Below are 19,430 nucleotides of genomic sequence, written 5' to 3'. Positions count from 1 at the left end.
AAATTTAATCTACTAACAACATTTTTCACCTTTCTGTTCAGGTGGACAATTTACCGTTCCGTAAGAACAAAACACACAGCAATCGCCTGGTAAAGGTTTAATAACAGCCTTGCAATTTGAGCATTCATAAAAAAAGCTGCAAGCATTTTCAGGCATGGTTTCTTCCTGCTGAAAGTGACAGGCAGGACAGGTAATCGTTGACTTTAACTGAATATCCATTATTGTGTGAATTTTAAAAAAGAGCTGCCGGATATATCCCGAGCAGCTCTTTTCTTTAATTATTAATGCATATGGCCATCATGAGATTCTGCTTTTTCTTCAGCAGAACGATCGTATTTGCAGCAGCCAGGAAGTTTATCGTAAACTTCGTCTTTTGCTTTGTGCATATCGGTATCGTGACCAACTTCTGCAACAGCCATGTGTACTTTGTGAACATTCGTTTTGGCATCGTCGAAAGTTACTTCCAGCATTTTGGTTTCTTTATCCCAATCGGCTTTTGATACACCTTCTACAGCGTTAACCGCTTTTTCAATGCGTTTTTCGCACATGCCACAGTTTCCGTAAACTTTAATTTTCTCCGTTTTATTTCCTGCAAAAACGGTAAATGCTCCCATAATAAACAGGGCTACTAAACTTAAAACTTTTGTTTTCATCTTATAAATTTTTAATGGTTAATAAATCAAATTTTCTATCGCGTTGTGTTATAAAACTTTTAAAAAGGCTTGTACTTTTTTAATTTTTTGTTCCCTCGAAATACATACTGTAGTGACTAGTACCATCTACCATATCAAATTTGTATCCAAACGAATGATTCATCCGGTCGAAACCTCCAAAGTGCTCATCTCCCGGTTGATGCTCATCGCTCATGTGATGTTGCCATTCGGACTGATTTGGTCCGATGTCGCCCATCATTCCTCCGCCCATATGTCCCTGGCCCATCATATGGCCGTACATTTCGGTAAAGGCTTCTCCATTAAGGCACACCATCACACTGTCGTTGTGTTCGTAATAATTAAGCATAAAGGTAGTGTCGATCTCATCGGTAAAACAGTGAACCTGAATCAGCTCTTCGCCCGATTTTGTTACAACCATTGTTGCGTTTGAGCTGCCGGGAAGTATTCCCTGGGCACTTTTTAAGCTCGCTGTTAATGTACCGGTATAAGTTCCTTCAATACTGTCATCGGTGGGAGCTTCGTCGTTTTTATTGCAAGCCATAAACCCTGCTATCAGGGCAATTGCAAACAAGATATTTATTCGTTTCATATTTGTGATTTTTTAATTTGTAATAACTTCTGGTTCTTTATTGTACCAATCGTTTTAATAAATTCCTCCGTGATTATTTATTTTATGGTTTCCCGGGTTTCGCCGCAACTCAGCATCATATCTCCGAAATAAGGATTCCGGATTTCTTTCTCAGCGCTAAACCAATAAGCACCATGATCGCTATTAGCCATGGGGCAGTACTGGTAGTAAGCAGTGTCGTTATTTAGCCCAAACATTTTCATACTTTTGTAAAATGCAAGGTTAAAAGTGGCGTACTCCAAGCGTTGTTTTTCGATGTTCTCGCTGTTCGCAATGTTTTCCAATGTCGGTTTCAGTACACTTAGCTGATCCATCCAGGCCATGTGCGTATCACCTTTTAATAATCCCATTTCAACTTTTCCCAGTGCGACTAAAGCTTTCTTCGCCTCCGCACTCACTTTAGCAGCATCTGTTTCAATAAAGGCTTCATTCATTTTAAGGTAGGCTTTGTAAAAATCGGTAAGTTGATTAACAAATGCCGGATCGGCTTCCACCTGCTCTATCGGAGCATTATTTGCTTCTTCACTCATTTCCATTCCGCCGTGATTATGACCTGTTGAAACCGATCCTCCCTCGGGACTCATCATACTCGGTTTGCCGGCAAGCTGTGCCGCTGCATCAATACTAAATGTACCGTTTACAGCAATCTCTTCACCTTGCTGAACTCCGTCTTCAATAATGTAACTTTCGCCAAGGGCAGGGCCGAGATTTACCTTGCGCATTTTAAAATATACTCCTTGGTTGGTCCTTAATTTTACATACACCACCGAACGCTCACCAGTCCACATAACCGCTGTTTTTGGAACCACTACGGCATCGGTTTGAGGGAGTTTCGCGTCCACCTTGCCTGATACAAACATTTCGGGTTTCAATTTTAGCCCGGGATTGGATTTTACAACCCGTGCCCTGGCCACTCTTGTGTTGGGATTGATAACCGGATCGAGGTAATCGATCGTTCCTTCAAATGTTTCTCCGGGAAGCGATTCCATCGAAAAAGTTACTTTGTCGCCTTTGTTAATCCAGGGCAGATCCGATTCATACACATTGAAAAGTACCCAAACCCGCGAAAGATCGGCCACTTCGTAAATGGCCTCACCTCTGCTCACATAATCGCCGGTGTTTACCTTTTTTTGTATGACATAACCCGATACTTCAGCCTGAACATCGAATATTTCCACTGTTTCTTCGGAAGCTAAAATTTGGTTGATCTGCTCGTCGGTCAGCTTCCAGTTTTTTAGTTTTTCCTGGGCTGCTTCAAAAAGTTGTGGTTGTGATTCTTTAATCTTTTGCGCTTGAAACAATTCTTCCTGGGCAGTTACCAAATCGGGTGAATACACCGAGGCAATCACTTGTCCTTTTTGAACGTAGTCGCCTGTAAAATTCACCATTAGATCTTCAATCCTACCCGGTATATGCGACGACTGTGAAAAAACCAACCGTTCATCTTGCTGAACTTTGCCATCGAGCCTTACTACTTTTACAGGATATGAAGAACCTACAACAGCAGTTTGAATGCTAGCCAGTTGCATTGCTGTGGAAGACATACTTACTGCTTTTGGATCGATATCGCTGTTTTGATCTTCTTCCAACGGGATTAAATCCATTCCGCATATTGGACAGTCACCGGGTTCGCCCTGCCGGATTTGCGGGTGCATAGAACAGGTCCAGGTGGTTTCTCCGGCTACTTCTTCTAAAGTGTGTTCGTGCAGGTGTTCCTCAGTAGCTTTGTTTGATGAACCACCAAATATCAACCACCCCAGCAATATTCCAATTACCAGTGTCGACAGAACTATAATTATTGTTTTTCTATTTGTGTTCATTTTAATATGTTTTTGCAGTAATGTAATTTAGTTTTGCCAAAGCGGTTTGATATTGTGTTTCAGCCGTGGCTTTCATTTTTTCGTATTTAAGCAGTTGCTGCTGCATGCGCAAAACTTCCTCAAAATCTTTTCCCGAATTTCCGTAGGCACTAAACAATAGGTTCAGTGTTTGTTCGGTTTCCAATACTTGCGCCTCATAAAGTTCAATTAAGTCTTTTTGCTGTTGAAGCTGAAACCAAACGGATTCGTAACCAGAGGTGAGCGAATTAATGGTTTCCTCTTTTTGAAAAGAATACTTTTCCTGCATCAGTTGTGCCTCTGTTTCTGCTGCCCGGTATTTCTTTCTGAAAATTGGGATACTCACCGAAACCATTGGCATAAATGCATTTTTGCCATTATCTTCCACGTCCATATCAGTACGTTTTCCAGTAATCGCGTAATCCAAACCTATACCCACTTTTGGAAGTCCTTGTCGTTGTGCAACAAGCTCGCTTTTTTCGCTGGCTTGTTGTTTTAACTCAATCGCATCGAGCAACGGATTGTTAGTCAGTAAAGAATCCCTCCTGAAATTGTCGGGCAATGTCTCAACGAATAATGAATCCTGAACAACTACAGCTTCGCCCTCATTTCTGTTGAGCAAATTATTAAATGTAGCCAACAAGGGTTTCTCCTTTTTATTCAGAATACCAAGATTGGTTTGAGCTTCTTTCAGCATGATATCCACCCGCAAAACATCCGTCATTGGCGACACTCCGTTTTTAAATTTGGAGTTGGCAATGGTTTTATACGACTGAAGAATTTCGATATTTTCCTGTTCAATTGCTTTCAACTGCTTCAGCTCAATCAAAGGATAATACGCTTCCGATACACTGTAATAAAGCCTGTTGCGAGCGTCGAGAAACGTCTGGTATTTTGCATCGGCCATTAGCGAAGCAGCATCAGCCTTTGCTTCCAGCGTTCCAAACCATGGAAACATCTGGCTGAGCGAGAATTTTGCCCGTTGCGGTCCAACACGCGTTTCTATTGGCGAAATAAAATAGCCAAAAGAAAACGTAGGGTCAGGTAACGAACTTACTTGCGGTACTTTTTGCAGTGCAGCCTCAAAATCCTTATACTGAGCCTGTAGCCCCGGATTATTTTCTGCTGCTATTTCAAGGTAGCTGTCCAGTGTCTGAGCAACTTGATTCCCGTTACTCACCCCTCTGACTCCCCTCAAGGGGAGAACTTTTTCCGCGGCCTGGCTTTCCCCTTTAGGGGTAGGGGGAACGCGGATGCGGAAATTTGATTTGTTTGTGCCTGCAACGCATTCAACCCTGAAATGAATATGATTATTATTGTTATTATCTTTTTCATGACTGATTCTTTTTTAATTTTCGCTCTTCGCGGTAGCTGTAAAGCACCGGTACAATGAAATAGGTTATGGCAGCAAATATCATCCCTCCAAATGCCGGGATGGCCATTGGAATCATAATGTCGGCACCACGGCCGGTTGAAGTTAAGATCGGCAGCAGGGCTATGATTGTAGTTGCCGAGGTCATTATCGCCGGTTTAATTCTCCGTTGTCCGGCTTCCACCACTGCAGCACGAATTCCTTTCAGGTTGTCGGTTTTGTTTCTGGCAAAACTCTGATCAAGATAGGTTGCCATTAGCACACCATCGTCGGTTGCAATACCGAAGAGCGCTATAAATCCTACCCAGACCGCGACACTCAGATTAATGGTTTGCATCTGGAACAGTTCGCGAATATTGGTTCCGAAAATTGAAAAATCAACAAACCAACTTTGGCCATAAAGCCAGAGCAGCATAAAACCGCCGCTGAAAGCCATGGCAATTCCGGAGAATACCATTAAGGAAGTGGATACCGATTTAAACTGGAAATAGAGTATGAGAAATACAATAGCCAGAACAAGCGGTACTACAATCGATAGTCGCTTTTCAGCGCGTACCTGGTTTTCGTAACTTCCCGAAAATTTATAACTCACGCCGGCGGGAACTTGCAAATCCCCGGCATCAATCCGTTCCTGGATAGCAATTCGGGCATCATCAACTACGGTAACTTCCGAGAATCCGTCGTTCTTGTCGAACAGAACGTAACCCACCAAAAAAGTTTCTTCGCTTTTAATGGCCTGCGGACCGCGCTGGTATTTAAAATCTACCAGCTGACTCAAGGGGATTTGCGCTCCGGTAGGAGTTTGCATCAGAATTTTTCCCAGCGATTCAGGGTCGTCGCGCAATTCACGCGGGTAACGCACTCGCACCGGAAAGCGTTCGCGTCCTTCCACGGTGGAGGTAATCTGCATTCCACCAACAGCCGTTTCAATCGTCTGCTGTACATCTTCCACATTCAGTCCGTATCGCGAAATTTTGTCCCTGTCGATGTCGAATAGTAGGTAAGGTTTTCCTACAATTCGGTCGGCAAAAACAGCTTCTGCTTTTACCGAAGGAACTGTTTTTAGAATGCCTTCCAGCTGCAAGCCAAACTCTTCAATTGTTGTTAAATCCGGTCCGTATACTTTAATTCCCATTGGCGCGCGCATTCCGGTTTGTAGCATCACCAACCTTGTTTCGATGGGTTGCAGTTTTGGCGCTGAAGTAACGCCCGGAATTTTGGAAACATTTACAATTTCATCCCAAATATCGTCGGGAGATTTGATGGCCTCACGCCAGTTGCGGAAGTAATTGCCTCGTTCATCAGGGATTAAATCATCGCGTGTTATACCTTGTTCCAACGCTTCCTGGTGTAAAAGCTTCTCACCGGAAGTCAAAACGAATCGGTCTTCATTGTCTGTTTTGAATCGCACGCGGTGACCGCGTTCATCCAGCATAAACTCAGGCTTGTAATTAATTACATTTTCATACATCGAAATGGGTGCCGGGTCGAGTGCTGATTCCACACGTCCGAGTTTTCCAACGGTCAATTCCACTTCAGGGATATTGGAAATCAGCATGTCGAGTTGCCCCAAAACTTCACGGTTAAACGCAACACCTGAATGAGGCATTGAAGTTGGCATCAGCAGAAAACTTCCTTCATCTAATGATGGCATGAATTCTTTGCCTATTCCCGGAAACTTGTGTGTTAATGTTGACCAGACTTCAGTAGTCCGAATGTTCCATCCAATTTTGTCGAAACCCCGAGCAGCAAATCCGAAAAGACTGTTGAATCCAATCCAGATGGTAATTCCCATTAGAATTAAAAATGCAGGAATGGAAAGAAATGCAGCTTTGTGGTCAAGGCACCATGTTAATATTTTTTTGTAGAAATATTCGAGTAATGCAAATGCTCCCAAAATGATAGTCAATAATATGGCAACAAATACTACATTCGTTACCAGGGTTTTGGTTGGTCCCAATGGTAGCCAGTATCTTGCCAAAAGCCAGGTAACACCAATCAGTACAATAACTATTTCAATGTACTCCAGCAAGAAGTTACCGGCCTTTTGAAAACGTATTTTCCAGCTTTGGTTAGTTGCTTCAATACTTCTTTCTTCAGTCTTCAGTCTTCCAATTCCTTTAACTGTTCCTGCCATACCAAATGCCAAAATCATCATTCCTCCCCATATTTGGCCAAAAATCAACAGAATTATTCCTGTCGGAATCAGGATGATATTCACCCATTTTCGAATGACTTTGTTGCTGATGCGTGCTCCAAAAAACCAGTGTGCAAGCGTGGGCATAATAAACAGCGAAACAATCAGTGCTGCAATTAATGCAAATGTTTTGGTAAAGGCAAGCGGTATAAATAGTTTACCTTCAGCAGCCTGCATGGTAAATACCGGAATAAAACTGACGATGGTAGTAGAAACTGCCGTTAGAATAGCGGAACTTACTTCTGCCGAACCATTATAAATTGTGGTAATCAGTGGTTGTCCGGGCGGCGCTTCTTTTGTATGTTTAATTATATTCTCGGAAAGAATAACCCCCAGATCGACCATGGTACCAATTGCGATGGCAATACCTGAAAGGGCTACAATATTGGCATCAACTCCGAAATAACGCATGGCAATAAATACCATTAGTACGGATATCGGCAGTAAACTGGATATGAGTAGCGATGCCCGCAGGTTATAAACCATGATAATAACCACGAGAATAACAATCAGCACTTCGAGTGAGAGCGCTTCTTCCAGCGTTCCCAATGTTTCGTAGATCAAGCCTGACCGGTCGTAAAACGGTACAATGGTAAGCTGGCTTACTATGCCGCTGTCCAATGTCTTTTTTGGCAGACCAGGCGCTATTTCAGCAATTTTAGCTTTTACATTGTTAATTACCTCCATCGGATTTGCACCGTAACGTGCAACAACAACACCTCCAACAACTTCGGCGCCGTCTTTGTCGAGTGCACCACGACGAGTGGATGGGCCGAGGCTTACTACACCAACATCTTTTACACGAATCGGGACATTATCCTCAACGGCAACAACGGCTTTTTCTATGTCGCCAACACTTTTTATATAACCCAGTCCACGAACCAGGTATTCTGCCTGATTGATTTCGATGGTCTTGGCGCCTACATCGCGATTCGATTTACGAACGGCCTGCATTACTTTAAGCAGCGGAATGTTGTAGGCCTTCAGCGCATCGGGATTGACATCAATCTGGTATTCCTGCACAAAACCACCTATTGAGGCAACTTCCGAAACACCTTTTGCTGAATTTAGCGAATACTTCACAAAGAAATCCTGAACTGTGCGAATTTCGTGTAAATCCCAACCACCGGTCGGATTCCCGTTTTTGTCGCGGCCCTCAATGGTGTACCAGTAAACCTGCCCGAGCGCTGTGGCATCGGGTCCCAGCGCAGGTTGCACTCCCTCGGGCAACAATCCTGTCGGTAGCGAAGCCAGCTTTTCCAATATCCGCGAACGCGACCAGTAAAATTCAATGTCCTCTTCAAAAATGATGAAGATGCTCGAGAATCCGAAAATGGATGAGCTTCGGATGGATTTTACACCGGGAATTCCCAGCAGATAAGTAGTGAGCGGATAGGAAATCTGGTCCTCGATATCCTGTGGCGAACGTCCCATCCATTCGGTAAATACAATTTGCTGGTTTTCTCCAATGTCGGGAATGGCATCAACCGGCACTGGGTCTTTAGGTAAAATCCCTGTGTCCCAGCTAAATGGCGATGTTATGATGCCCCAACTAATAAACAGAATTAAAACCAGTAGGGTTACTAATTTATTTTCAAGAAAAAATTTTATGATTTTATTGAGCATATCTTTTTTGTATGAGATTAATACAATAGAAAATCGTGATCATGAGTAGTCATGATTCTGATTGATTATCATAATAATTTCATAAAAGATATAATTGCTCTTCTGCAAGCAACTCCATTACTGTTGGTGGAGGTGGGTCGTTTGTTAATTCGAATTCTTTAGTTAATTCGTTGGGTGCTAAAATATTAGGTTCAAGTAGTGTTTGATATAGAACATCAATTTCGGCAAGAACCGGAATTGTTGAAACTACGGGTGCCGAAAAATCTTCTTTCACCTGGTAAAAATGATTTTCGTTGCTGCAGCATCCGCCATCATCACAGCAGGATTCCGCCTTGGCGAAAAAAGAAACATCAACCAGCGAGCTTTGGCAAAAATGTTTGCTCACAGCCATTCCCATTGTTGTTGCCAACAATAGAGTTGCTAAAATAATATGGCTGAGTTTTTTTATCATTTAAAATTAAAATCGCTATTAATTAAACGTTCAACAAAATTAAAGGTTTAAATAAATTTGCCAACTATAGGCAAAGTACGTTCAAACTTTACTTACAGAGCTTTGTAGCCAATCGACTCAACGGTTTCTTTTACTTTGTCCATATCAATATCATCGCCTTCCAAAGTAACCGTTTTATTGGCTAGGTTTACCGCAGCATTTTCTACAAACGCTAGTTTTTGCAGGTTTGTCTCTACATTTGCCTTGCAATGGTTGCAAGTCATTCCATCAACTTTAATTGTTTTAACTTCCATTGTATTATTATTTAATTGTGTTTCAGAATTTTGTTTTGAATTCCGGTATTTTTGAATGTATCCGTTTACGATCAATCCCAGCAATAAAATGCCTGAACCAATTTGCCACCAGGCCAGGTACCCTCCGTGGTCATGTCCTAAATGCTGTTGTGTAATTTCGGTAAACCAGTGTACCGGAAGTAAATAATCTATGATTAGTCCAGATCCCAATGCCCCGACGATAATTGTGCCCAGGTAAGTAAACAGGCTTTTTTTACCTAAAACTTTTCCAATCATGGTGATGGTGGCAGCATTGGTAGCCGGGCCGGCCATAAGTAAGACAAAAGCTGCTCCCGGACTGATTCCTTTTAAAATAAGAATAGCTGCCAAAGGAATAGAACCGGTTGCACAAATGTATAAAGGAACTGATACAACCAGGATTAGCAACATTTGCAGGATTGGCGACAGGTTTAAAAGTTCAAAGAAATCGTTGGGTATCAAGGCCGAAATTATGGCGGCTAAAACCAATCCGATTATCAGCCATTTTGAGATATCCTGAATAAACTCAACAAAACCGTATTGAAAAACATTTTTAATTTTCTGCGTAAGTGTTTTGGGTTTTGAATCTGTTTCAACAATATGTTGCTGAACGTTTTCATTTTTTGTAATTGCACTTGTAATCAAACCTCCAGAAATGCCGGTAATTAAAGCAGCAAGCGGACGAATGATAGCAAAAGGTAGTCCCATTAATGAAAACGTTGCCAAAATAGAATCTACACCGGTTTGCGGTGTCGAAATCATAAACGAAACAGTTCCTCCTTTAGAAGCACCATTTTTATACAAGGCCGCTCCTGTAGGAATTACTCCGCAAGAACATAATGGTAGCGGAATTCCGAATAATGATGAAAAAACAGAGGAACGAAATGGCGATCCATTAAAATACTTGTTTATTTTTTCACGCGGAATAAAGGCATACAAAAGCCCGGCGAAGAAAAATCCCAGTAACAGATACGGAGCCATTTCGCCTAAAATGATCGCGAAATCGCCTAAAAATTTTACTATGTATTGTTCTATATTCATTTTTTGAAAATTCTACAATACAAAGTAAAGGACTAAGAGCAAGATTTTTATTACACGATTTTGGAAATGAGTTACATCATTTTGGGTTTTCTACACCTCGTCAAGCGGTTTTCGCTTATTTTCTTTCACTTTCTTAAAGTGCGAAGGTGTTAAACCGGTAACCTTTTTAAACTGGTTGGAAAGGTGCTGTACACTGCTGTAACCCAACTGATAAGAGATTTCGTTTAAGGTAAGTTCTCCGTATACAAGTAGCTCTTTAACTTTTTCAATTTTTTGATTGATGATGTATTTCTCGATGGTTATTCCTTCAACTGATGAAAACAACTTGCTCAAATACGAGTAATCGTAACCCGCCTCATTGGCAATTACTTCCGAAAAGTTTACCAATTCTTTTCCTTCGTTTGAATAATGGGTTTTTTCTATGATGATGGTTTTTATCCGGTCGATCAGTTGGCTTTTCTTATCGTCGATCAGCTCAAAACCATTGTCGTGCAACACGGTGCGCACTTCTTCAGTTTGGCTTGTATCAAGACTTTTTGAAATGGCCACTTTGCCCAATTCGATGTCTTCGATTTGGATATCCAGTTTTTCAAGTTCCTCTTTCACCACTTTTATACAGCGATTACAAACCATATTTTTTATGTGCAGAACCTGTTTCATTTAGTTGAATTTATGCACTCAAACAAAGTGGCAGAGGGGAGACATCTTAAATCCCGATGGCTGTGCATCGGGATACCCGCCTGCCGGACGGGTAGGAGTTCGACTTGATAATTTCAGTTCTCCGTCAGTTAACGGATTCTGAAATTAGAGTCTCACTTACTTAAACGACTGTTGAAGAGCAACCATTTTTATGGCAGTAATGGCAGCTTCGTCACCTTTGTTGCCTAATTTACCTCCGGCACGGTCAAGCGCTTGTTGTTCGTTGTTGGTAGTAAGAACACCAAAGATAAACGGTTTGTTGTACTTTAGGTTCAAATCTTTTGTGCCTTGTGTTACGCCCTCGCAAATATAATCAAAGTGGCGGGTGTCGCCTTGTATAACACAACCCAGCAGAATTACAGCATCTACATTATCTAATTCTGCAAAATACTGTCCGCCCAAAGGAAGTTCAAATGTACCGGGCACATATTTTACTGAAATATTCTCATCGGCAGCACCATGTTTCATTAGGGTGTTAACAGCACCGTTCGCCAGTGCCGATGTAATTTCCCAGTTCCACTCGGCCACAACAATGCCAAAACGCATATTTTCTGCTGATGGTACCGAATTAATATCGTATGCTGATAAATCTTTTGTTGCCATAATTCAATGTTTTTGTTTTGCCACTGTAGCAAAAGTAATGTTTATACAAACAAAAAACCCCTCCGAAGAGGGGTTTTACTATCTTTTGAATTCTTTTTTTAATTCAATTTTGTTTGGATGCGAGCAATGTAACGTTCGGCATTTGTGCCTTCCGAAGATTCCGGATATTCCGTTTTTATATCTTCGTACAACGCCAGCGCATCTTCCAGTTCATCCATCGATTCCAACAGGTTGGCTGCTTTCATCATATAAACCGGCGTAGTTAATTCATTCTCGGTAACCGAATAAGCTTTTTTGTATTGTTTCAATGCATTGTCAGTCTCACCCAATTCAAGATAGGCATCGCCTTTTGCACCTTCAGCAACAGGAGCCAAAAGCAAATCATCGGTATCAAAATCATTTAAATAATCCAATGCATCTTCGTACTGTCCAAGGTACAGATATGAAATACCTGTATAATATTTTGCACGGTTTGCCGATTTTGTAATGCCGTAATCGTCAATAATATCAAGGAAACCCAGATAGTTTCCATCGCCGTTGATAGCCAGATTAAACGAATCTTTTTCGAAATAATTTTCAGCCATAAACATTTGTGATATTGCTTCGTCTTCTTTTGGTTGCACATAAAATTTGCTAAAACCAAGAAAAGCAGCAACAACTAAAATAATTCCACCAACAACATAGCTGATGATCTTCGAATTATCCTCAACAAACTGTTCCGTTTTTGTTAGCGCACTTTCAAGTTCCTGTAAATTGTCAGCTTGCTCTACATTCTTCTTTGCCATTTGTCTCTTTTTCAAAATTGTGCCGCAAAAATAGCTTTTTTTTCAAAACTGCTAATCCAATGCTCATTTTATTTTCCAGAATAATCAACATAAAACTGTTATTAACTGCTTTTTGTCAACATTTCAGAAATGTGCAGGCTTTTTATTTAGTTTTGTACGAACGAATGCAAAGAAATAAATGATGCACATTGAAGAGATTTCAATTGTAAATTTTAAAAATATCCTGGAGGTTAAGGCCGGCTTCTCGCCAAAGCTAAATTGTTTTATTGGCAAGAATGGGGCAGGAAAAACCAATATGCTCGACGCCATTTATTACCTGTCGTTTTGCAAAAGTTTTTTTAATGCTACCGATCAGCTGAATATTAATCACAAGGAGAGTTTTTTCATGCTGAATGGAAATTACAGCCGCATGGAATCAAAAGAAAGTATTAATTGTGGATTGCAAAAAGGGCAAAAAAAGCAGTTTAAACGAAATAAAAAGGTTTATAAAAAGCTGCAGGAACACATTGGTTTGTTGCCTTTGGTGATGATCACTCCGTCGGATGTAAACCTGATTTTGGGTGGTAGCGACGAACGCCGAAAGTTTATGGATGGTGTAATTTCGCAGTATAACCAAACCTACCTCGATGATCTGCTGAAATATAACAGGGCGCTGATGCAGCGGAATAATCTGCTGAAACAATTTGCCAGCGAACGTTATTTCGATGAAGAATTGCTGGGTATTTGGGACGATCAGTTGGTGGAATACGGTTCGCACATACACGAAGAACGAACCCGCTTTGTGGAAAAGCTGATACCTGTTTTTCAGCGGTACTATAATTATATATCGGAAGGCAACGAAGTGGTGGAATTGGTTCATCAGTCGGATTTATATGATTCGAACCTGCAGTCGTTGCTAAAAACATCGTTACAAAAAGATCGAGTGGTGCAGTATACAACTGTTGGAATACATAAAGACGACCTGCAGCTAAAAATTGGCGATTACCTGATAAAAAAGCTGGGCTCGCAGGGACAAAAAAAAACTTACCTGGTGGCGCTAAAACTGGCACAGTTCGAGTTCATAAAAGAGATTTCGGGCATAAACCCGATACTTTTACTTGATGATATTTTTGATAAACTGGATCAGCACCGGGTGGAGCAAATTGTTACGGCTGTAGCAGGCGAACAGTTTGGACAGATATTTTTAACCGACACCAATCGCGAGCATCTCGATACTATAATTAGAAAGATGGATGCCGATTATCGTATTTTTAAAGTAGAGAACGGAAAAGTAGAACTGGCACAATGAGAAGAAGTAATACACAATCGTTAAGCGATATATTAAAAGACTATATCGAGCAAAACCGCATGGAGCGGAAACTGAAAGAAGTAGATATCGTTCAGGGCTGGGAAGATCTGCTTGGGAAAACTATTGCCCGCTACACCCAAAAAATTTATATCCGGAACAGGATATTATATGTTGAAATAACTTCTCCTGTGGTAAAAAACGAATTGTTTTTAATGCGCGAGGAAATTTGCCGACGTATAAATGACAATGCAGGAGAAGAAATGATTACCCGAATTGTTTTTAAATAACTTAACAAACTATGGATATTGACGAATTAAACGAAGAATTTGGAGTTGAAGGCGAAATCGGATTTATGGAGCTTGATGGCGATTTGCCTTTTATAACGATAACAAACAAATATGCCGAAGCTGATATTTGCCTTTACGGAGCACAAGTAACCAGTTTCAGACCAATGAGAACAACCGATGTTTTGTGGATGAGTCCCTACAGTGTTTTTAAGAAAGGCAAAGCAATTCGTGGAGGTATTCCGGTTTGTTTTCCGTGGTTTGGCCCCCATGTTAGTGATTCGGCCTTGCCACAACACGGTTTTGCCCGGATTTTGATGTGGGAAGTTACCGCGGTGGATACTTTAGAAAAAGGGGAGAGTTATGTTTCAATGCAACTAAAATCATCGGAAGAAACAAAAGCGTACTGGCCGTTCGATTTTACCGCTGAAATGATTTTTATTATTGGCGATACCTTGTCAGTGACATTAAAGATTACGAATCCTTCTGATGTTTCTATTTCATATACTTCGGCGTTACACAGTTATTTTAATTTATCGGCTATTGAAAACATAAAAATTGCCGGTTTGAAAGATGCACATTACGAAAACCAGTTGGATGGAAATCGATCCATTCAGGAAGAAGAATTGTTAAGTGTCTCCGAAGCTGTAACACGGCATTATTTCGATACTGAAGCTGATTGTATAATTCTGGATCCGTATTTTAATCGCCGAATTCGAATTGCGAAAGAAGGTAGCAAGTGTTCAACGGTATGGAATCCCGGAGCCGAAGCGTGCGAGCAAATGAGTGACATGCCCAATGATGGATACGAAACTTTTGTATGCCTCGAGACGGTAAACAAAATCAATGACCAGATTGAACTGTCACCGGGGGAAGCGCACGAAACAACAGCGCTAATAAGTGTTGAATAAGTTGTTTACTCGTAGTCGTAAAACCGTTCGAAAGTAGAAAAGAAAAAGTCGGCTTCGCGCGTAGCTGTTTCATCGCTGTCGGCACCATGAACTGCGTTTTCGGTAACACTGCAGGCAAACATTTTGCGCACGGTGCCTTCGGCAGCATTTTCAGGGTTGGTGGCTCCAATCAATTTACGAAAATCTTCAATGGCATTTTCTTTTTCTAAAATGGCGGCAACAATTGGTCCCGAACTCATAAACTCTACAAGCTTATTGTAGAATGGTTTGCCCTTGTGGACTTCGTAAAAAGCACCGGCCTGAGTAGTCGACATTCGTGTAAGTTTCATCGCACGAATTTTAAAACCGGCATCGTTTATCATTTTTAGAATTGCGCCTTCATGGTTTTTTTTCACCGCACCGGGCTTAATCATTGTAAAAGTTCTGTTTCCAGCCATTTTAAAAATTGTTAGTATGAATATCCGTTATAAATCATAATTACTATGTAGCACGTCATGCTGAACTTGTTTCAGCATCTTTTACACCGATTAATCACCTGCTTGAGAGAAAGACCCTGAAACAAGTTCAGGGTGACATCTTGTTTGTGACTAATTGCGGACATTCAAAATTGTTAGTTATTTAAAAATCAAATAAAAACTTGTCTTATACAATATTAACAAAATTTGAGAACTATCGGTTTCCCTGCGAGGTAAGATTTTTTATCTTTGCCAATTCTAATTTTTGAATGTTTTGAAAAATACTGACATAGAGATTATTACATCAATAAAAGCATTGCTCACAGCTTCGAAATTGAAGCTGGTTATCATTCCGCATGAAAATCCGGATGGCGATGCTATTGGCTCGGCACTGGGATTGGGTCAAACGCTTAAAGATTTTGGCCATGAGGTAAAAGTTTTGTCTTCAAACGATTACCCCGTGTTTTTGAAGTGGTTTTCGACCGATGTTCCGGTAATTATTTACGACAAAGAAAAAAAGAAAGCAAAAAGTTGGCTGAAAGAGGCCGATGCAATGATCTGTTTAGATTTTAACGAGGCCAAACGTGCAGGAAAACTGGCGAAGAAAATTCTGGAGTTTGAAAAGAAAAAGGTATTGATCGATCATCATCCATACCCAACGCAGTTTTGCGATTTTATGGTTTCCGAGACTTCATACAGCTCAACAGCAGAGTTGGTTTTTGATGTACTTGAAGCAACGGGTTTGCACGAAAATTTGTCGCAAAAAGCAGCCGAAGCATTATATACCGGTATTGTTACCGACACCGGAGGTTTTAGCCACAACTTTTCGAAAAACACATTTAAAGTAGTTTCCGAATTGTTGAACTATGAAATTAACACGGATAAAATTCAGTCGTCGGTTTTTCATAATTATTCGGCCGACCGAATGAAGTTGCTGGGCTATTGCCTGAATGAAAAAATGCAGGTTTTTCCGGAGTACCGAGCTGCGGTAATCAGTATCAGCAAAGAAGAACTAAAAAGGTTTAATTTTAAATCCGGCGATACGGAGGGGTTTGTAAATTATCCGCTTTCGATAAAAAATGTAGTATTCAGTGCTTTGTTTATTGAGAAGGAAGGACATGTAAAAGCATCTTTTCGTTCAAAAGGAAATTTTCCGGCCAATGAATTTTCATCGAGCCATTTCAATGGTGGCGGGCATTTAAATGCAGCCGGAGGAGAGTCGGATTTAAGTTTTTACAAAACTTTATTAAAGTTCACGCAACTTTTACCCGAGTATAAGCATCAGTTGTTGGAAACAACAATTTAAAAATATTAAAAATGAATTTGAAATTAGTTACAAGATTTTTATTGGCGATTATTATTGGAGTTGCAGTAGTTTCGTGTATGGACGAAGGTGAAGAATATATTCCGCCAACACAAGCAGAAGAGACAGCTATATTAAATGAGTATCTCGATACGCTGGTAAACAGAGGTTTAGATATTGACACAACTGCTTTGGGTGTTTATTATGTCATCGACTCGGTTGGAAATGGCATTTACCCGGTTAACGGCGATACCTGTGTGGTAAAATACACCGGTTTCTTTATTGGTGGAGGTGTATTTGATTCAACCGGAGACAATACCTGGGAGTTTGTTTTGGGTACTGACGGACTGATTGATGGCTGGAATGATGGGATGAAAGTTATTGACGAAGGAGGAGAGGGTTATTTAATAATTCCATCCGAATTGGGGTACGGCGAAACCGGTTATTCAAGCGTTCCTCCAAATACTTCGTTAGTTTTTGCTGTTGAAATGGTAGAAATAAAACCACTTAACTAAATTTGCAGCGAATTTAGAGTTGAATCGCATTATTAATAAGTAGAAATAATTAAAGATCAGATGAAGAAAACACTATCATATTTTTTGTTGATGCTGGGGGCTGTTGCCTTTTTTGCCTGCGACGATGGAATTGATTACGAAAAAATGAGGAAAGAAGAGTTGGCGCTTTTGGATGATTACATGGCGATTGCCCATCCGGGAGCAGAAGCAACTCCGTCTGGTCTTTATTATTTTAATGAACCGGGAACCGGAGAAGGTGATACCATAAAAGCAGGCGACCGGGTTCAGTTATTTTATGCTACCTGGGCGTTAATTGATGGTCCTGACAGCATTTTAGTAGATGAAACAAATGGTTATCTCGAAGGACACCGATATGAACCCTACGAGGTTACTGTGGGGGGCGGAAATTCAATCAGTGGACTGGAAGAAGGCTTGACATATATGCAGCCCGGAACAAGATCGCGGTTGGTAATAAACTCTGAATTAGCTTACGGTCAGCGGGGTTCAGGTGCTTCTATTGGAGCTTTTCAAACAGTTTTAATGGAAGTGGAGATCTATAAAGTTGTTCCATTCGGACTTGAAACCGATGAAGAATAGTCTGCTGTTCGCTTTATAATATGAACAGAGCACAAATTTTAAAAAAATTACTGCCTGGTTTTATTCCTCTATTTGTTTTTATCGCTGCCGATGAAATATGGGGGACTAAAATCGGGCTTTTTGTTGCCATCGGGGTTGGTGTTGCAGAAATGACCTGGATTGCAATAAAAGAAAAACGTTTTGAAAAATTTGTACTTTTCGATACGCTGTTGCTGGTTATTCTTGGCGGTGTTTCGATTTTACTCGATAACGATATTTTTTTCAAGCTTAAACCGGGATTGATTGAATTGATTCTGGTTGCTATTCTTGCCATTTCGGCATTCTCAAAGATAAACATTGTAGGATTAATGGGGCAACGCTACATGAAAGATGTGGCGTTTAACAGTGCCCAAATGCAGCAAATGCGAAAAAGTATGAAGGCCATGTTCTTCATCTTTTTAGTACATACTATTTTGGTGTTATATTCGGCCTTTTACATGAGCAAAGAGGCCTGGGCTTTTATAAGCGGAGGCTTGTTCTATATTATTTTTGGCGTTTATTTTTTATACGAATTATTACGTCAGAAAAGAAAACAAAAGGCTCTTGCAAACGAAGAGTGGGTGCCTTTGGTTGATGAGCAGGGAAAAGTTACCGGGCAGGCACCACGCAGCCAGGTACACAACGGAAGCAAATTGTTACATCCGGTGGTGCATTTGCATGTGCTGAATAAGAAAGGATCGATTCTCATTCAAAAACGACCCGTTGATAAACAAATCCAACCCGGGAAATGGGATACAGCCGTTGGCGGTCATATTTCAGCCGGCGAAACATTGGAACAGGCACTTAAAAAAGAAGCTTTTGAGGAAATTGGGTTAAAAGAGTTTTCAGCAAAACTGCAAAAAGTGTACAAGTGGGAATCGGAGGTGGAAGCCGAATTGATTTATTTGTTTACTACCTACGATTATAAGGGGTTTGGCATCCAGTCAAACGAAGTAGACGAACTCCGATTCTGGACCAAAAAGCAAGTCGCGAAAAACCTTGGCAAGGATGTTTTTACACCCAATTTTGAGGTGGAATTCAAATTACTGCAAGAACTCAAGCTTATTTAATAGACTATTTTTTTACCCCAATAAAAATATCACGGGTTGTTTATGCAAATCGGGAACACCTGATTTTTTCCAATCCTGAATAGATTTGGTTTGAATAAACTCATTCTCTCCCGTAATATTGGCTGCCACACAAAACAATGTCGATGGAGAGCAGGCCTTTAGAACATCACTAATTAACTGATTATTCCGGTAAGGTGTTTCAATAAATAGTTGCGTTTGACGCGTGTTTTTTATCGTTTTTTCAAGTGTTTGTAACTCTTTTACGCGTTCCTGTGGTTTTACCGGCAAATAACCTTTAAACGCAAAATTTTGCCCATTTAATCCGGAAGCCATAAGCGCCAGAAGTATAGAAGACGGTCCAACAATCGGTACAACTTTAATCCCTTGTTTATGCGCAATTTTCACCACTTCTGCGCCAGGGTCGGCAACACCCGGGCAACCGGCTTCGGAAATTATTGCCACATCATGTCCGTCAGCAATTGGCTTCAAAAAGTGCGGCAAATCGGTGGTAGTGGTTCGCTTATTTATTTCGTAAAAAGTACATTCATCAATATTTATTTCATGGTTTACCTGTTTCATAAACCGGCGTGCGGTGCGTATATTTTCTACGATAAAATATTTTGTATGGCTAAGAATCGATTTCACCTGTGCAGGTAAAACAGTTTGCCAGTCGCCATCAGCCAAAACATTCGGAACGAGATAAAGTGTTGCCATTCGTTAAAAGATTTTTGCAAAAGTAGTGATTCTTGTTATTTCACAACTGC

At 40.7% G+C, this 19,430-nt stretch carries 20 protein-coding genes; 7 read left to right on the top strand and 13 right to left on the bottom strand.

The genetic code is table 11. From position 1 onward, the window contains the following. Positions 1-12: 12 nt before the first annotated feature. The 11 genes from G0Q07_RS21215 to G0Q07_RS11825 form a co-directional block, all read right to left on the bottom strand. A complete protein-coding gene (locus tag G0Q07_RS21215) occupies positions 13-219 on the bottom strand; it encodes a GDCCVxC domain-containing (seleno)protein (RefSeq protein WP_317165131.1) in 207 nt (68 codons plus the stop codon). A 62-nt stretch (positions 220-281) separates the two neighbouring features. Next, complete coding sequence (locus G0Q07_RS11870; RefSeq protein WP_163346289.1) at positions 282-653, bottom strand: heavy-metal-associated domain-containing protein; 372 nt, start codon at positions 651-653, stop codon at positions 282-284. 79 nt (positions 654-732) lie between these two features. Further along, positions 733-1,263 (bottom strand): hypothetical protein, encoded by a 531-nt coding sequence (locus tag G0Q07_RS11865; protein ID WP_163346288.1) that lies wholly within the window; start codon positions 1,261-1,263, stop codon positions 733-735. A 77-nt stretch (positions 1,264-1,340) separates the two neighbouring features. Beyond that, the gene (locus tag G0Q07_RS11860; RefSeq protein WP_163346287.1) at positions 1,341-3,122 is read right to left on the bottom strand and encodes an efflux RND transporter periplasmic adaptor subunit; all 1,782 of its coding nucleotides are present in this window, start codon (positions 3,120-3,122) and stop codon (positions 1,341-1,343) included. Position 3,123: 1 nt separating this feature from the next. Further along, positions 3,124-4,338, bottom strand: a complete 1,215-nt coding sequence (locus G0Q07_RS11855; protein ID WP_163346286.1) for a TolC family protein — start codon at positions 4,336-4,338, stop codon at positions 3,124-3,126. Between the two features lie 133 nt (positions 4,339-4,471). Next, positions 4,472-8,335, bottom strand: coding sequence for an efflux RND transporter permease subunit (locus G0Q07_RS11850; RefSeq protein WP_163346285.1), 3,864 nt, complete (start codon positions 8,333-8,335; stop codon positions 4,472-4,474). A gap of 79 nt (positions 8,336-8,414) precedes the next feature. Then, positions 8,415-8,786: an HYC_CC_PP family protein gene (locus G0Q07_RS11845; RefSeq protein ID WP_163346284.1), complete on the bottom strand. Its 372-nt coding sequence runs from the start codon at positions 8,784-8,786 to the stop codon at positions 8,415-8,417. 92 nt (positions 8,787-8,878) lie between these two features. Then, positions 8,879-10,138, bottom strand: a complete 1,260-nt coding sequence (locus G0Q07_RS11840) for a permease (RefSeq protein WP_163346283.1) — start codon at positions 10,136-10,138, stop codon at positions 8,879-8,881. A 90-nt stretch (positions 10,139-10,228) separates the two neighbouring features. Beyond that, positions 10,229-10,798, bottom strand: coding sequence for an AraC family transcriptional regulator (locus G0Q07_RS11835; protein ID WP_163346282.1), 570 nt, complete (start codon positions 10,796-10,798; stop codon positions 10,229-10,231). 156 nt (positions 10,799-10,954) lie between these two features. Further along, on the bottom strand, positions 10,955-11,440 hold the full coding sequence (gene ribH, locus G0Q07_RS11830) for a 6,7-dimethyl-8-ribityllumazine synthase (protein ID WP_163346281.1): 486 nt from the start codon (positions 11,438-11,440) through the stop codon (positions 10,955-10,957). A 98-nt stretch (positions 11,441-11,538) separates the two neighbouring features. After that, the gene (locus G0Q07_RS11825; RefSeq protein ID WP_163346280.1) at positions 11,539-12,225 is read right to left on the bottom strand and encodes a tetratricopeptide repeat protein; all 687 of its coding nucleotides are present in this window, start codon (positions 12,223-12,225) and stop codon (positions 11,539-11,541) included. Positions 12,226-12,403: 178 nt separating this feature from the next. Between G0Q07_RS11825 and recF the strand changes: the two genes are divergently transcribed. The 3 genes from recF to G0Q07_RS11810 are packed head-to-tail and all read left to right on the top strand — an operon-like array spanning position 12,404 to position 14,708. Beyond that, positions 12,404-13,513 (top strand): DNA replication/repair protein RecF, encoded by a 1,110-nt coding sequence (gene recF / locus G0Q07_RS11820; RefSeq protein WP_246222893.1) that lies wholly within the window; start codon positions 12,404-12,406, stop codon positions 13,511-13,513. Continuing rightward, positions 13,510-13,800, top strand: a complete 291-nt coding sequence (locus G0Q07_RS11815; RefSeq protein ID WP_163346279.1) for a DUF721 domain-containing protein — start codon at positions 13,510-13,512, stop codon at positions 13,798-13,800. Before recF ends, G0Q07_RS11815 begins: the two co-directional genes overlap by 4 nt. An 11-nt stretch (positions 13,801-13,811) precedes the next feature. Beyond that, a complete protein-coding gene (locus G0Q07_RS11810) occupies positions 13,812-14,708 on the top strand; it encodes a D-hexose-6-phosphate mutarotase (protein WP_163346278.1) in 897 nt (298 codons plus the stop codon). Between the two features lie 5 nt (positions 14,709-14,713). On the opposite strand, the gene G0Q07_RS11805 is transcribed toward G0Q07_RS11810, so the two are convergent. Beyond that, a complete protein-coding gene (locus tag G0Q07_RS11805; protein ID WP_163346277.1) occupies positions 14,714-15,145 on the bottom strand; it encodes a nucleoside-diphosphate kinase in 432 nt (143 codons plus the stop codon). A 292-nt stretch (positions 15,146-15,437) separates the two neighbouring features. On the opposite strand from G0Q07_RS11805, the gene G0Q07_RS11800 reads away from it, so the two are divergent. Genes G0Q07_RS11800 through G0Q07_RS11785 form a run of 4 tightly spaced genes read left to right on the top strand, consistent with a single transcriptional unit; the run spans position 15,438 to position 18,666 of the window. Beyond that, a complete protein-coding gene (locus tag G0Q07_RS11800) occupies positions 15,438-16,469 on the top strand; it encodes a DHH family phosphoesterase (RefSeq protein ID WP_163346276.1) in 1,032 nt (343 codons plus the stop codon). An 11-nt stretch (positions 16,470-16,480) separates the two neighbouring features. Continuing rightward, positions 16,481-16,981, top strand: coding sequence for an FKBP-type peptidyl-prolyl cis-trans isomerase (locus G0Q07_RS11795; RefSeq protein ID WP_163346275.1), 501 nt, complete (start codon positions 16,481-16,483; stop codon positions 16,979-16,981). Positions 16,982-17,041: 60 nt separating this feature from the next. After that, positions 17,042-17,578, top strand: a complete 537-nt coding sequence (locus tag G0Q07_RS11790) for an FKBP-type peptidyl-prolyl cis-trans isomerase (RefSeq protein WP_163346274.1) — start codon at positions 17,042-17,044, stop codon at positions 17,576-17,578. A 20-nt stretch (positions 17,579-17,598) separates the two neighbouring features. After that, positions 17,599-18,666, top strand: a complete 1,068-nt coding sequence (locus G0Q07_RS11785; protein ID WP_163346273.1) for an NUDIX domain-containing protein — start codon at positions 17,599-17,601, stop codon at positions 18,664-18,666. Positions 18,667-18,678: 12 nt separating this feature from the next. On the opposite strand, the gene G0Q07_RS11780 is transcribed toward G0Q07_RS11785, so the two are convergent. Continuing rightward, entirely contained in the window at positions 18,679-19,380 is a 702-nt protein-coding gene (locus G0Q07_RS11780; RefSeq protein ID WP_163346272.1) for an SAM-dependent methyltransferase, read from the bottom strand. Between the last annotated feature and the right edge of the window lie 50 nt (positions 19,381-19,430).

This window comes from Draconibacterium halophilum (genome assembly GCF_010448835.1).
Classification (GTDB): domain Bacteria; phylum Bacteroidota; class Bacteroidia; order Bacteroidales; family Prolixibacteraceae; genus Draconibacterium; species Draconibacterium halophilum.
This window is presented reverse-complemented; position numbering and strand designations above follow the sequence as displayed.